At 73.3% G+C, this 13,032-nt stretch carries 13 protein-coding genes; 11 read left to right on the plus strand and 2 right to left on the minus strand.

The window, feature by feature from the left end; all coding sequences use genetic code 11:
- Positions 1 to 7 precede the first annotated feature (7 nt).
- The 4 genes from AB0K37_RS21620 to AB0K37_RS21635 are packed head-to-tail and all read left to right on the plus strand — an operon-like array spanning position 8 to position 3,248.
- Positions 8 to 1,114, plus strand: coding sequence for an NAD(+)/NADH kinase (locus AB0K37_RS21620; protein WP_363983787.1), 1,107 nt, complete (start codon positions 8 to 10; stop codon positions 1,112 to 1,114).
- A gap of 14 nt (positions 1,115 to 1,128) precedes the next feature.
- Entirely contained in the window at positions 1,129 to 1,887 is a 759-nt protein-coding gene (locus tag AB0K37_RS21625; protein ID WP_363983789.1) for a glucose 1-dehydrogenase, read from the plus strand.
- Between the two features lie 51 nt (positions 1,888 to 1,938).
- The gene (locus AB0K37_RS21630; protein ID WP_363983791.1) at positions 1,939 to 2,583 is read left to right on the plus strand and encodes a GntR family transcriptional regulator; all 645 of its coding nucleotides are present in this window, start codon (positions 1,939 to 1,941) and stop codon (positions 2,581 to 2,583) included.
- Positions 2,583 to 3,248 (plus strand): GntR family transcriptional regulator, encoded by a 666-nt coding sequence (locus AB0K37_RS21635; RefSeq protein WP_363983793.1) that lies wholly within the window; start codon positions 2,583 to 2,585, stop codon positions 3,246 to 3,248. The genes AB0K37_RS21630 and AB0K37_RS21635 overlap by 1 nt, the downstream gene beginning before the upstream one ends.
- Before the next feature lie 13 nt (positions 3,249 to 3,261).
- On the opposite strand, the gene AB0K37_RS21640 is transcribed toward AB0K37_RS21635, so the two are convergent.
- Positions 3,262 to 4,068, minus strand: coding sequence for an ATP-binding protein (locus AB0K37_RS21640; RefSeq protein ID WP_363983795.1), 807 nt, complete (start codon positions 4,066 to 4,068; stop codon positions 3,262 to 3,264).
- Positions 4,069 to 4,315: 247 nt separating this feature from the next.
- Between AB0K37_RS21640 and AB0K37_RS21645 the strand changes: the two genes are divergently transcribed.
- From AB0K37_RS21645 to AB0K37_RS21655, 3 genes are all read left to right on the plus strand, one after another.
- Positions 4,316 to 5,272 (plus strand): LysR family transcriptional regulator, encoded by a 957-nt coding sequence (locus tag AB0K37_RS21645; RefSeq protein ID WP_363983797.1) that lies wholly within the window; start codon positions 4,316 to 4,318, stop codon positions 5,270 to 5,272.
- A 107-nt stretch (positions 5,273 to 5,379) separates the two neighbouring features.
- Entirely contained in the window at positions 5,380 to 6,048 is a 669-nt protein-coding gene (locus AB0K37_RS21650) for a GntR family transcriptional regulator (RefSeq protein WP_363983799.1), read from the plus strand.
- A gap of 181 nt (positions 6,049 to 6,229) precedes the next feature.
- Complete coding sequence (locus AB0K37_RS21655; RefSeq protein ID WP_363983801.1) at positions 6,230 to 7,501, plus strand: S1 family peptidase; 1,272 nt, start codon at positions 6,230 to 6,232, stop codon at positions 7,499 to 7,501.
- Positions 7,502 to 7,573: 72 nt separating this feature from the next.
- Here the strand turns inward: AB0K37_RS21655 and AB0K37_RS21660 are convergent, their stop codons facing one another.
- The gene (locus AB0K37_RS21660; RefSeq protein ID WP_363983803.1) at positions 7,574 to 9,019 is read right to left on the minus strand and encodes an aminopeptidase P family protein; all 1,446 of its coding nucleotides are present in this window, start codon (positions 9,017 to 9,019) and stop codon (positions 7,574 to 7,576) included.
- A gap of 99 nt (positions 9,020 to 9,118) precedes the next feature.
- Between AB0K37_RS21660 and AB0K37_RS21665 the strand changes: the two genes are divergently transcribed.
- The 4 genes from AB0K37_RS21665 to AB0K37_RS21680 all read left to right on the plus strand — a co-directional run.
- Positions 9,119 to 10,783 (plus strand): ABC transporter substrate-binding protein, encoded by a 1,665-nt coding sequence (locus tag AB0K37_RS21665; RefSeq protein ID WP_363983805.1) that lies wholly within the window; start codon positions 9,119 to 9,121, stop codon positions 10,781 to 10,783.
- On the plus strand, positions 10,783 to 11,706 hold the full coding sequence (locus tag AB0K37_RS21670; protein WP_363983807.1) for an ABC transporter permease: 924 nt from the start codon (positions 10,783 to 10,785) through the stop codon (positions 11,704 to 11,706). The genes AB0K37_RS21665 and AB0K37_RS21670 overlap by 1 nt, the downstream gene beginning before the upstream one ends.
- Positions 11,703 to 12,692 carry an ABC transporter permease gene (locus AB0K37_RS21675; protein WP_363983809.1) on the plus strand — a complete coding sequence of 330 codons (990 nt, stop codon included), beginning with the start codon at positions 11,703 to 11,705 and terminating at the stop codon, positions 12,690 to 12,692. The genes AB0K37_RS21670 and AB0K37_RS21675 overlap by 4 nt, the downstream gene beginning before the upstream one ends.
- 56 nt (positions 12,693 to 12,748) lie before the next feature.
- The coding region (locus tag AB0K37_RS21680) for an ATP-binding cassette domain-containing protein (RefSeq protein ID WP_363983811.1) at positions 12,749 to 13,032 on the plus strand (284 nt) is incomplete at its 3' end.

The raw sequence follows: 13,032 nt of genomic DNA on the forward strand, positions 1-13,032 counted from the left end.
GGCCGCGATGAGGATCGGGCTGGTGGTGAACCCCGTCGCCGGGCTCGGCGGCCGGGTCGGGCTCAAGGGCAGCGACGGCGCCGGCGTCCAGGAGAAGGCGCGGGCGCTCGGCGCGACGCCGCGCGCGCCGGAGCGCGCCGCGGCCGCGCTGGCGGAGCTGCGCTCCCGGCTCGGCGCCCCGTTCGCGGTGCCGACCGCGGGCGGGTCCATGGGCGAGGGCGCCGTCCTGCGCGCCGGGCTGGTCCCCGACGTCCGGTACCGGCCCGGCGAGCCCACCACGGCGGCCGACACCGTGCGCGCCGCGGCCGCGCTCGCGCCGCACGTCGACCTGCTGCTGTTCGCCGGCGGCGACGGGACGGCCCGCGACGTGCTGGACGCGGTCGGGGCCTCGGTCCCCGTGCTCGGCGTGCCCACCGGCGTGAAGATGCACTCGGCGGTGTTCGGGGCCACGCCCCGCGCCGCCGGGGAGGCGGCCGCCCTGATGGCCGCCGGCGGCGTGCGGATCCGGGACGCCGAGGTGATGGACCTGGACGAGGACGCCGTCCGGGACGGCCGCGTCTCCGCCCGCCTGTACGGCCACGTGCGGGTGCCCGACATCCCGGTGCGCGTGCAGCAGCGGAAGGTGGGCGGCACGGTCGCGGATCCGTCGTCGGTCGCGGGCATCGCCGCCGGGCTCGCGGAGCGCGCCGGGCCGTCCGGCCTGCTGGTGCTCGGGCCCGGCACGACGATGCGCGCCGTCGCGGCCGCCCTCGGCGCCGACGTCCCCCTCATGGGCGTCAACGTGCTGGCGGGCGACGGGACGGTCGTCGCGGCGGACGTCGCCGCCGCCGAACTGGAGGCGCTGGCGGGCGCGACGCCCGCGTGGATAGCCGTGACTCCGATCGGCGGGCAGGGTTTCCTGTTCGGCAGGGGCAACCAGCAGATCTCCCCCGCCGTGCTGCGCGCCGCCGGCCGCGACCGGCTCGCCGCGGCGGCGACCGAGGCCAAGCTCGCCTCGCTCGGCGGCCGTCCGCTGCTGGTCGACACCGGCGACGAGGACCTCGACGCCTCCCTGCGCGGCCACCTGCCCGTGCTGACCGGGCACCGCCGGTTCGCCATGTACCCCGTCCGATGAAAGGGAGACCGAACGTGAACTCACTCGAAGGCAAGACCGCCGTGGTCACCGGGGCCGCGGGCGGCATCGGGCGGGCCGCCGCCGAGATGATGGCGGGGCTCGGCGCCGCGGTCGTCCTGGCCGACGTCGACGAGGCGGGCGCGGAGGCCGCGAAGGCGATCGAGGCCGCGGGCGGCCGGGCCGCCTTCGTGCGCGGGGACGTCTCCTCCGCGGCCGACTGCGCGCGGATCGTCGCCGCCGCGCGGGACGCCTTCGGCGGGGTGGACGTCCTTTTCAACAACGCCGGAATCATCCGCCGCTCCACCGTCCTGGAGATCGGCGAGGACGACTGGGACCTGGTGATGGCCGTCAACGTCAAATCGATCATGTTGATGAGCCGGGCGGCGATACCGTTGATGGCCGCCGCCGGGGGCGGCAGTATCATCAACACCGGCTCGGGCTGGGGCATCCAAGGGGGCGCGCGGGCCGTGTCCTACTGCGCTTCGAAGGGCGCCGTGGTGAACATGACCCGCGCCATGGCGATCGACCACGGGCCGCAGAACATCCGGGTCAACTGCGTGTGCCCCGGCGACACCGACACCGGCATGCTCGCCGAGGAGGCCCGCCAGCTCGGCGAATCGGCGGAGGCGTTCTACGCCGACGCGGCGGACCGCCCCCTCGGCCGGATCGGCCGCCCCGCCGACATCGCGGCGATGGTGGCGTTCCTCGCCGGCGACGCGGCCGCGTTCGTCAGCGGGGCCGTCATCCCGGTCGACGGCGCCGGAACGGCCTGACCGCCGGTCACGGCCCGACCGTCCGATCCACCAGGAGAGGAAGACCACAGCATGCCGATCGACCGCCGCCCCCTTCGCGAACAGATCAAGGACGAGATCCTCGACCGGCTGGGCAAGGGCGAGTTCGCCCCCGAACAGGCGATCAACGAGATGGTGCTGGCCGCGGACCTCGGCGTCAGCCGGACCCCGCTCCGCGAGGCGCTCATCGGGCTGGAGCGCGAGGGCATCATCGTGAGCGAGCGCGGCAAGGGATTCCGGTTCGCGCCGATGAGCGCGAAGGAGTTCGACGACCTCACCACGATCGTCGCCGCCCTGGAGTCCCTGGCGCTGGAGTCGACCGACCCCGAGTTCCTGCGCGCGGTCGCCCCCCGCCTCCTTGAGGAGGCCCGCGCGTTCTCCGCCCCCGAGGCGGAGCACGCCGTGATAGAGCGCTACGACGACGCCTGGCACGATCTCCTGCTGTCCGGCTGCCCCAACGACAGGCTGATGGACCTCATCACCTCGCTGAAGCTCACCATGCACCGCTACGAGCGCGTCGTGGTCGGCGACTGGGAGGTGCTGGAGCGCTCGGCCGAGGAGCACGAGCGGATCGCCGAACGCCTGGTCGACGCGGACGTCGAGGGGGCGGTCGAGGCCCTGAAGGCCAACTGGCAGAGCGGGAAGGCCAGGATCCTCTCGCGCCTCACGGAGCGATGATGCCGAACCTGCCCTCGCTCGGCCCGCGCAAGAGCGTGCGGGTCCAGATCGCCCACGCGCTGCGCGCGTCGATCGTCAGCGGTGGGATGCGCTCGGGCGTCGTGTACTCCGCCCCGGCCATCGCCGAGCGGTTCGGCGTGTCCCCGACCCCCGTCCGGGAGGCCATGATCGACCTGGCCCGGGAGGGGCTGGTCGAGGTCGTCCGCAACAAGGGCTTCCGGGTCCCCGAGCTGTCCGACGACGAGCTGGACGAGATCACCGACGTCCGCTCCCTGATCGAGATCCCCGCCGCCGTGCGGCTCGCGCGGGCCGGCATGGCCGCGCAGGTCCGCGCGCTGCGGCCGCTGGCCGAGGAGATCGTCACGGCGGCCGGGCAGCGGGACGTCGTCGCCTACATCGACGCCGACCACCGCTTCCACCTCGCGCTGCTCGGGCTCGGCGGCAACGCCCAGCTCGTCCGGCTGGTGAGCGAGCTGCGCTACAAGTCCCGCCTCTACGGGGTGCCGCGGCTGGCGGAGCGGGGCGAGCTCGAACCGTCCGCCCGCGAGCACGAGGACCTGATCGAGGCGGTGGCGAACGGCGACGCGCGGGGCACCGAGGCGCTGATGCGCCACCACCTCCGGCACGTCCGGGGGATCTGGGCGGACCGGCCCGAGGGCCGGTGAGGCGGGGCGCCGCTCAGCACAGGTCCCATGACGGCGCGCGCGGGGCGCGGCCGCCGGCCGCGCCCTCCTCGCTCAGCCGGACCATCTGCTCGACGACCTCGACCGCGTCCGAGGGCGGGCACCGGACGACGCCGCGCCCCGGCAGCTCGTACAGCAGCGACCCGTCCTTCACCCAGACCCACAGCCCGGTCCCGAAGTGCACCACCGTCACCTCGCCGAGCGAGACGAGGGACCGCAGCCCCCGCGCGCCCGCCAGCTCGCGGAGCCGCTCGGGCACCGGGCCCGGGTCGGGCGGGGGCAGGACGGCCGCGGACGCCTCCGGCAGCGGGACCGTGAAGTAGACGGCCTTGCCGGACACCGGGTCCGGGCCGAGCCTGCGGCGGGTGGGATGGACGCCCCAGCAGCCTCCGGCCTCCTCGGTCAGTGCGTTCACCAGCATCAGCCCGCGGCCGCCGCAGGCCTCGGAGGCGGGCTCCCCGGCGGACGGCGCGGCGGCGTCCGCCGGGCCGGCGGCCCCCCGCCAGGGCGCGGCGTCGAACACCGTGAGGGTGAGCCGGGGAGAGGGGTGGCGGCTGAGATACGCCCACACCTCGGCCCGGTTCCGATCGCCGTGCACGACGGCGTTGGTGGCGAGTTCCGAGATGATCGTCTGCGCGTCCTGCGCGTCCTGCGGGGGCATGCCGAGCTCCGCGAGCGCCGACCGGGCGATGGAGCGCGCGAACGCCGCCGCCGCCGGCCCGGGCGGTAAGGGCCAGGCCGGAAACGCGCCGTCGGCCAGTTTCGATCCCGCCTTCTCCACCGTCTGCGGATTTTCCGGCATAAGCGATCGCTTTCCACGAGAGTTGTCGGCGGCGCGTCCGGCCCCCAGGGAGAGAAAAAGGGTGAGAAGGGCTCTCAACCTGGGGCCGGCGAGACGGGATCTCCCTTCTTCCATCCGCGCGATCACGGCCAGAAGACCGAGGGTGAGGTGCCGCTGGCGCCGTGATCGCCCACCTGTGTGGAGGAGTACGGAGATTATTGCGGTCGGTCCGAGTCGCGGGTCATCGGCTGATGCATAATTTCCAGCTATGGATCTCGACATCAGTCACCTTCGCATGGTGTGCGCGATGGCGGAGACAGGGAGCGTCACCCGGGCGGCGGCCCGGATGGGAATGTCCCAGCCCGCAATGTCGAACCAGCTGCGCCGGGTCGAGGAGATCGTCGGCGGAGCGCTGTTCACCCGCAGCCGGTCCGGCCTGGAGCCGACGCCGCTCGGCGGCCAGGTCATCAGCCGGGCGCGGACGATCCTGTCCGAGATGGACACGCTGTTCGGCGACCTGCGCGGACCGCGGAGCCCGCAGGAGACCCTCGGCCTCGGATGCGTCCACCTCGCCTGCGTCGGGAGCATCGTCGCGCGGGTGGGCGAGGCCCTTCCCGGCCGCGAGGTCTCGCTGCGCATCGAGCCCTCCTCCGCCCTGCTGGGCGACGCCCTCGCCCGCGGCCATCTGGACGCCGCGCTGATCGGGCTCATGGAGGGCTTCGACGTCCCGATCGCGGCGCCCGTGGTCAGCCGCACCCTGGTGCCCCGCTATCCGATCTTCGTCGCCCTCTCCGCGAACCACCCGCTCGCCGGCAGGGACGAGATCGACCTGTCCGACCTGCGGGACGAGGCGTGGATCGCCCCGCCGGGCGCCGACGACGGCTCGCTGTCCTCGCTGCGGGCCTCCTGCCGCGCCGCCGGCTTCGAGCCCATCGTGCGCTACGAGGCGCCGAGCGGGGCGGCGTGCCCGCTGGTCGCGGCGGGGCACGGCGTCCGGATGGTGGATCCGTCCTGGCCGCCGCACCCCGGCACGGTCGTGCGGCCCCTCGCCGGGGAGCCGCAGGTCGCCAGGCTCATCGTCGCCTGGCGGCGGGACCGCCTGGGAGAGGAGGAGGCCGCGTCCCTCTACCGGGGGCTGGCGGCCGCCTACCTGGAGCACACCGGCAGCCATCCGACCTTCGAGGCGTGGTGGCGCGCCCACCCCCAGGTGCACCCGCTGCTGTGACCGCGCTCCCGTGACCCTGCCCGCGCGGCCCCGCCTGCTGATCTTGCCGCTGCCGGGCCTCCGGGCCGCCTACGTGGCGGTATTCTGATCGTGGGTGAGGAGGGCCAATGGATCCGGTGGCCGATGCCCTGGTCGGGCTGCCTGACCTCGGCGGCCAGAGCAGCCTGCGCGGCCAGGTGGCCGAGGCGCTGCGCAAGGCGCTGGCGACGGGCACGCTGCGGTCGGGCGTCGTGTACTCCGCCCCCACCCTCGCGGACGAGTTCGGGATCTCCCCCACCCCGGTCCGCGAAGCCATGATCGACCTGGTGCGGGACGGCCTGTTCGAGGCCGTGCGCAACCGGGGCTTCCGGGTCGTGCGGCCCTCGGCCCGCGACCTCGCCGAACTCACCGAGCTCAGGGAACTGGTCGAGGTCCCCGCCGTCGTGCGGCTGGCCGGCGCCGTTCCCGAGGCTGCCCGTCCGCGCCTGCGCGCCCTCGCCGAGGAGGCGCTCGCGGCGGCCCGGGAAGGCGACCCGGTCGGCTTCCTCGACGCCGACCACCGCTTCCACGCCGAACTGCTCGAACTCACCGGCAACCGGACGCTCGTCCGGACGGTCCTCGACCTGCGCGGCCGCTCGCAGATGCACGGCCTCGCCCGTCCCGCCGCCGCCGAGACGCTGGTGGCGTCGGCGGAGGAGCACCTCCGTCTGCTGGACGCGCTCGTCGCCGGCGACGCCGAGAAGTCGCGGGACCTCATGACGCGCCACCTCGACCACGTGCGGGGCGACCACCGCTGAGGGCGCCCTCCGCCCGCACGTCTCCTGGCCGGATCCGGCCATAACCGCTCGGAGCTGGGATCACGCCTGAGGCACTGCTCTTGGCAAGTGATGCTTCACATTTTACAGTGCAATTTCACATTGCATTGCGGACGCCGCGGCCGGATGCCGCGGCACCCCCGTCCGCGAAGGAGGCTCCCGTATGGTCCGCCCGAATCGCAGAAGGGCCGCCGCGGCCGTCGCCGTGGCCGCCGCCCTGACCGCGGCATCACCGGGGGCGCCGGCGCACGCCGACGCCCCCGGTGGCCGTGGCGCGCCCCCCGCCCCCTCCCCCCACCACAGGTCCCGGCCCCAGATCCAGCAGGAGGCCAAGGACACGCTCGTCAAGCAGATCGTCAAGGACCACCGGGTCTCGGCGGCCGAAGCAGGCCGCCGGGCCGACCGGCAGCCCGCGCAGTTCGAGCTCGCGTCCCGGCTCGGCAAGGAGCTCGGCGCCGCGTACGGCGGCGCCTGGATCGACCACGCGCACGGCGGCGAGCTCACCGTCGGCGTCACCGGAGCCGGTGCGCCGGCCAAGGTGCGGGCGAAGGCGGAGGCCGCCGGACTGGGCACGACCAGGACGAAGAAGGTCCGGTACGGGTTCGGGCACCTCCAGCGGGTGTCCGCCTCCCTCGCCAAGCGGGTCGCCGCCGCCAACAAGGGGGCTGAGAACGGCCTGCAGACCGGCATCGTCACGTCCGGCAACGCCGTGAGGCTGAGCAGCCTCAAGAACGCCGCGCTCACCCCGGCCCAGCGCGACGTCGTCGGCTGGGCGCGCCGGACGTTCGGCGGCGCGGTGAAGGTGTCGACCTACGCCCACAAATCGGTGCCCCGCTACTGCTACGACGACTACAGCTGCGACCCGCCGCTGCGGTCCGGCCTGGCCATCTTCACCGGCGGGGCGCGCTGCACCAGCGCGTTCATGACCTACTCCGGCAGCCGGTACTACATGCTCACCGCCGGCCACTGCGCCGAGCTCGGCTACTGGTGGGACGTGTCGACCTACAGCTACGGCTACCAGAACGTGGGAGGTGCCGCGGACTACACCTTCGGCTGGTACGGCGACTACGCCGCGGTCTCGGTCGACGATCCGGGCTGGTGGCAGCCCCGGGGCTGGGTGCTCCCCCAGACGTCCGTCCACGGAAGCGAGAGCGACTACGTCGGCGGTTACGTCTGCAAGCAGGGCTCGACGACCGGTTACACCTGCGGGTCGATCACCGAGGTCGACGCCACCGTGTCCTACCCGGACCGGACGCTGTCCGGCATGACCTGGAGCACCGCCTGCGACGGGCCCGGTGACAGCGGCAGCGGCGTCTTCGCCGGCAACTACGCCCACGGCATCCTGAGCGGCGGTCCGAACTCGGGATGCGGAATGATCCACGAGCCCATCGGACGGGCCCTGTCCGGTCTGGGGGTGTCCCTTCTCCGCGGCTGACATCGGTCGGCCCGCGCGCAGGGGCGGTGCCGTGCCCGGTGGTCCCGGGCCCGGCGCCGCCCCTTCCCCGCGTCAGTCCTTCAGGGACTGCATCCAGTTCTCGATCTCCTCGGGGTGGCGCGGGAGGGCCGAGGACATCAGGCGGGCGCCGGTCTCGGTGACGAGGACGTCGTCCTCGATGCGCACGCCGATGCCGCGCAGTTCCGGGGGCAGCGTCAGGTCGTCGGGCTGCAGGTAGAGGCCCGGCTCCACGGTCAGGACGTGGCCGGGGCGCAGTTCCCCGTCCAGGTACTGGGAGGCCCGCGCCGCCGCGCAGTCGTGGACGTCCATGCCGAGCATGTGCCCGCTGCTGCAGAGGGTGTAGCGGCGGTAGATGCCCGACTCGGGATCGAGGGCGTCCTCGGCGCTCCGCAGCACGCCCCAGTCCTGGAGGCCTTCGGCGATGACGCGCATCGCGGCCATGTGGAAGTCGCGGAAGCGGGCGCCCGGGCGGACTGCCGCCAGCCCCGCCTCCTGCGCGTGGTAGACGAGGTCGTAGACCTGCCGCTGACGCGGGGTGAACCACCCGCTCACCGGGAGGGTGCGGGTGATGTCGGCGGTGTAGAGGGTGTCGGTCTCGACCCCGGCGTCGAGCAGGAGCATCTCGCCCAGGCGCAGCGTGCCGTCGTTGCGCGTCCAGTGCAGGACGCAGGCGTGCGCCCCGGCCGCGGCGATGGTGTCGTAGCCGACGCCGTTGCCCTTGATGCGCGCGACGCGCTCGAAGGTGCCCTCCGCCCACCGCTCTCCGCGCGGCATCCCGGTGACGCGCGCCAGCCCGGCGGCGACCGCGGTGAAGCCGTCCACCGTGTGGTCGACGGCGGCCTGGAGCTGGGCGATCTCCCAGTCGTCCTTGACCAGGCGGAGCTCGGCGGCGCAGGCGGCCAGCTCCGCGTCGAGCTCGGGAGCGCGGGCCGGGACGGCCCGGTCGACCTCGGGCTCCACGCCCCGGATCACCCGGGCCGGGACCGGGCCGCCGAGCGCGCCGGCCAGGTCGTCCAGCGGCGCGCAGGCGAGCCCGAGCCTCTCCTCCGTCTCGGCCAGGGCGGCGCGGGGGCCGACCCAGAACTCTCCGTGCCGGCGGTCGCGGAAGAAGCCCGCGTCGTCGCGCGAGGACCGGGGCCGGTGGTAGAGGACGGCGTCGTGGCCCGTGCCGGCCGGTTCCAGCACCAGCACCGCGCCGGCTCCGGTGTCCGCGCCGGTGTCCCCGGTGAGATGGGCGTACGCGGTGTGCGCGCGGTACCGGTAGTCGCAGTCGTTGCTGCGCACCTTCGGGGGGCCGGCGGGCAGGACGAGGCGTTCGCCGGGAAAGAGGGCCGACAGGGCCGCGCGGCGTTTCTCGGCGTACGGCGCCACGGACCGGCGCACCGGGAGCGGTTTCCCGCTCGGGGCCCAGTCCCGGGTCATGAAGGAGGCGAGCGTCTCGGAGACGGGCAGGTCGTGGCTGCCCGTCGCGAAGCGGCCGGCTGCAGGGTCGTCCATGTGAAAGTCCTGGATGTGGAGATTCGATAACGGGGCTTGTAGTGCAATTGCACTGTACTATTTTATATGGCACTCCGCCCGACGATGCACGGAGACGCCATGAAACGTCCGGTCAGAACCTGCCTCGCTCTCGCCGCCTCGCTCAGCACCGTCGCCGCCGGCGCCTCCGCCTGCGGTTCGGGGGACGACGCCACCGCCGCCAAGGCCGGAGGCACCCTCACCGTCCTGTACACGCAGGACTTCGCCCATCTCGACCCTCAGCGCAACTACGTGATGTTCGCGATGGACTTCGGCACGCGGCTGCTCTACCGGACGCTCACCACCTACGCCGCCGAGGAGGGCCAGGCGGGCACCCAGGTCGTCCCCGACCTCGCCACCGACACCGGCACCACGCCCGACAAGGGCAGGACATGGACGTACCACCTCAAACCCGGGCTGAAGTTCGAGGACGGAACGCCCATCACCAGCGCCGACGTCAAGTACGGGATCGAGCGCTCCTTCGCGCCCGACCTGCCGGAAGGCCCCGGCTACGCCAGGACGATGCTGGAGGGCGGTGACGGCTACAAGGGGCCCTACAAGGACAAGGGCGGTCTCGCCTCCATCGCCGCACCGGACGCCCGGACGGTCGTGTTCCGGCTCAAGCAGCCGTCGATGGACTGGCCGAAGGTCACCACGCTTCCGACGTTCGCCCCCGTCCCCAAGGCCAGGGACACCGGCGTCAACTTCGACAGGCGCCCCTTCTCCTCCGGCCCCTACAAGGTCGAGTCGTACGACCGCGGCCGGCGGCTGATCCTCGTCAGGAACGCGCACTGGGACAAGGCCACCGACGGTGTCCGCCAGGCCAACCCGGACAAGATCGTGGTGGAGGAGGGCCTCGCGCAGGCCGCCATCGGCCAGCGGCTCATCGCCGACCAGGGCAGGGATCAGCGCGCGGTCACGCTGTACTCGGTCGCGCCGGCGAGCATGCCGCGCATCCTCACCCGCCCGGACGTCAGGAAGCGGTTCGTCAGCGCGACGAGCCTGTGCACCCGGTTCCTGGCGATGAACACTTCGAAGCCGCCGTTCGACGACCCGCAGGTGCGGCGGGCGATGCAGTACGCGATCGACAAGGAGGCCTACCGCACCGCGCACGGCGGCAGCGGCGTCGGCGAGCTCGCCGGGTCCTACCTGCCGCCCGCCATGACCGGCGGGCGGGCGCAGGACGTCTACCAGGCGCCGCCGAACGGGGACCCGGGCAAGGCGAGGCAGATGCTCGCCGCGGCCGGCAGGGGCGCCGGGTTCTCGATCGCCCTCACCACGACCAGCAGTGAGCTCGGCAAGTCCGAGGCCGAGGCGGTGCAGCAGGCGCTCGCCCGCGTCGGGGTGCGGGTCCGGATCAACTCCGTGGCCAAGAGCGTCTACTACGACACCATCGGCGACACCGCGAAGGAGGACGAGCTCGTCTTCTACGGGTGGTGCGCCGACTACCCGTCCGCGGCCTCGTTCATCCCGCCGGTCTTCGACGGGCGCGCCATCGCGCCGAAGGGCAACACCGTCGTCTCGCAGATGAACGACGGGGCGGTCAACGAGAAGATCGGCGCGGCCGTGAAGGGGAACGACCCGGCCGCGTGGACGGCGCTCGACCGCGAGCTGATGGGGCTGTCGCCGATGGTCCCGCTGATCCACGACAAGCTGCCGCTGCTGCGCGGCTCCAAGGTCACCGGCGCGTTCGGCCACGCCATCTGGGAAGGCGAGTTCGACTTCGCCACCCTCGGGGTGATGTAGTGGCCGGCAGCGTGCCGGTGCCCGCCGGTCGGTCGCCGTGGCGGCCGGCCGGCGGGCGGCTGCGCCGCGACCCGGCCGCCCTCGCCGGGCTGGCGATCATCGCCCTGTTCGTGCTGCTGGCGCTGGCCGCCCCGCTGCTCACCGCCCTCAACGGGCACGGCCCGAACGAGTTCCACCCCGAGAAGATTGACAAGGCGCTGGCCGGCGCGCCCAGGGGGGCGTTCGGCGGCGTCGACGGCGACTTCTGGCTGGGCGTCGAGCCCGGCACCGGCCGGGACGTGTTCAGCCGCATGGTCTACGGCGCCCGGATCTCGCTGCTGATCTCCGTCGCGGCGACCTGCGTCGCCACCGCCGCCGGCACCGCCCTCGGCCTCACCGCGGGCTTCGCCGGCGGCCGGGTCGACGCGGCGATCAGCCGCGTCATGGACCTGGTGCTGTCGTTCCCGCAGCTCATCTTCATGATCGCTCTGGTGTCGGTGCTGCCCGAGGGAGACCGGACGCTGGAGCTGGTGTTCGTCATGGGCTTCTTCGGCTGGCCCTACATCGGGCGCATCGTGCGCGGCCAGACGCTCTCGCTGCGCCACCGGGAGTTCGTGGAGGCCGCGCGCGCCACCGGCATGCCGCGCCACCGGATCGTCTTCCGCGAGGTCATGCCGAACCTGCTGGCGCCGGTCCTCGTCTACGCGACGCTCACCATCCCGGTCAACATCGGCACGGAGGCGGCCCTGTCGTTCCTCGGCATCGGCGTCCGGCCGCCGGACGCGTCCTGGGGGCAGATGATGGCCAAGGCGATCGACTGGTACCAGGTGGACCCGACGTTCTTCGTGGTCCCCGGCGTCTGCCTGCTGCTGACCGTGCTGGCGTTCACGCTGCTCGGCGACGCCCTCCGGGACGCCCTCGACCCGAAGGGGGCGGGCCGGTGACCCGGTACGTCGCGACGCGCCTGGCCGGGGTCGCCGGGGTGCTGCTCGTCATCTGCGCGGTGACCTTCACGATCTTCTACGTCTTCCCCGCCGACCCGGCGCTGCAGGCGTGCGGCAAGTCGTGCACGCCGGAGCGGCTCGCCATGCTCCACCACCAGATGGGGCTGGACCGGCCGCTGTGGCGGCAGTTCGCCGACTACCTCGGCGGCGTCTTCGCGGGCCGGAGCTACGGCTCGGGGCCGCAGGCCGTCCGGTGCCACTTCCCGTGCCTCGGGTTCTCCTACCAGAACAACATGCCGGTCTGGGACCTGATGATGCAGCGGCTGCCGACCACGCTCTCGATCGGGATCGGCGCGGCGGTCCTGTGGCTCGTCGGCGGAGTGACCGTCGGCGTCGTCTCCGCGCTGCGCAAGGACTCGCTGCTGGACCGGACGCTGATGGTGGGCACGCTCACCGCCGCGTCCCTGCCGATCTACTTCACGGCGATGGCGCTCACCGTCCTGGTCGTCCAGATCGGGGGGCTGCTCCCCTACTCCAGCTACGTGCCCTTCGCGGAGGACCCCGCCGCCTGGGCGAGGAACCTCGTGCTGCCGTGGGTCGCGCTCGCGCTGCTGTACGCGGCCATGTACGCGCGGCTGTCCCGGGCGTCGATGGTGGAGACGATGGCCGAGCCCTACATCCGGACGGCCCGCGCCAAGGGCCTGCCCGAGCGGACGGTCGTCGCCAAGCACGGGCTGCGGGCCGGGCTCACGCCGGTCCTCACCGTCTTCGGCATGGACCTCGGCGCGCTGCTCGGCGGGGCCCTGATCACCGAGAGCGTGTTCGGGCTGCCCGGCATCGGGCGGCTCACCATCGACTCGATCGACAAGTCCGACCAGCCGGTCGTGATGGGCGTGGCGCTGCTGGCCGCGTTCTTCATCACGTTCGCCAACCTCGTCGTGGATCTGCTCTACGCAGTGGTCGATCCCCAGGTGAGATTCACATGAGCGGAAGCGAACCGGGGGGTGTGGGGGGTCGCCCCCCACAAGGAGCACGCACGAGCTTGTTGAGCGTCCGTGACCTCGCCGTGGAGTTCTCCACCGCGAAGGGGACGATCCGCGCGGTGGACGGGCTGTCGTTCTCCCTGGAGGAGGGCCGCACGCTCGGCATCGTCGGCGAGTCCGGGTCCGGCAAGTCCGTGGCCAGCCTGGCGATCATGGGACTGCTCGGCGGCGCCCGGGTGAGCGGGTCGATCGAGCTGGCGGGGACGCAGATCGTCGGGGCGGACCGCGAGCGCGTCCGCGCGCTGCGCGGCCGGAAGGTCGCGATGATCTTCCAGGACCCGCT

The sequence above is a fragment of the Actinomadura sp. NPDC049753 genome, from assembly GCF_040674655.1.
Taxonomy (GTDB): Bacteria; Actinomycetota; Actinomycetes; order Streptosporangiales; family Streptosporangiaceae; genus Spirillospora; species Spirillospora verrucosospora.

Coding starts and splice junctions, on each gene's coding strand:
- AB0K37_RS21620 (WP_363983787.1), top strand. CDS start 8: ATGAGGATCGGGCTGGTGGTGAACCCCGTCGCCGGGCTCGGCGGCCGG.
- AB0K37_RS21630 (WP_363983791.1), top strand. CDS start 1,939: ATGCCGATCGACCGCCGCCCCCTTCGCGAACAGATCAAGGACGAGATC.
- AB0K37_RS21635 (WP_363983793.1), top strand. CDS start 2,583: ATGCCGAACCTGCCCTCGCTCGGCCCGCGCAAGAGCGTGCGGGTCCAG.
- AB0K37_RS21640 (WP_363983795.1), bottom strand. CDS start 4,068: ATGCCGGAAAATCCGCAGACGGTGGAGAAGGCGGGATCGAAACTGGCC.
- AB0K37_RS21645 (WP_363983797.1), top strand. CDS start 4,316: ATGGATCTCGACATCAGTCACCTTCGCATGGTGTGCGCGATGGCGGAG.
- AB0K37_RS21650 (WP_363983799.1), top strand. CDS start 5,380: ATGGATCCGGTGGCCGATGCCCTGGTCGGGCTGCCTGACCTCGGCGGC.
- AB0K37_RS21655 (WP_363983801.1), top strand. CDS start 6,230: ATGGTCCGCCCGAATCGCAGAAGGGCCGCCGCGGCCGTCGCCGTGGCC.
- AB0K37_RS21660 (WP_363983803.1), bottom strand. CDS start 9,019: ATGGACGACCCTGCAGCCGGCCGCTTCGCGACGGGCAGCCACGACCTG.
- AB0K37_RS21665 (WP_363983805.1), top strand. CDS start 9,119: ATGAAACGTCCGGTCAGAACCTGCCTCGCTCTCGCCGCCTCGCTCAGC.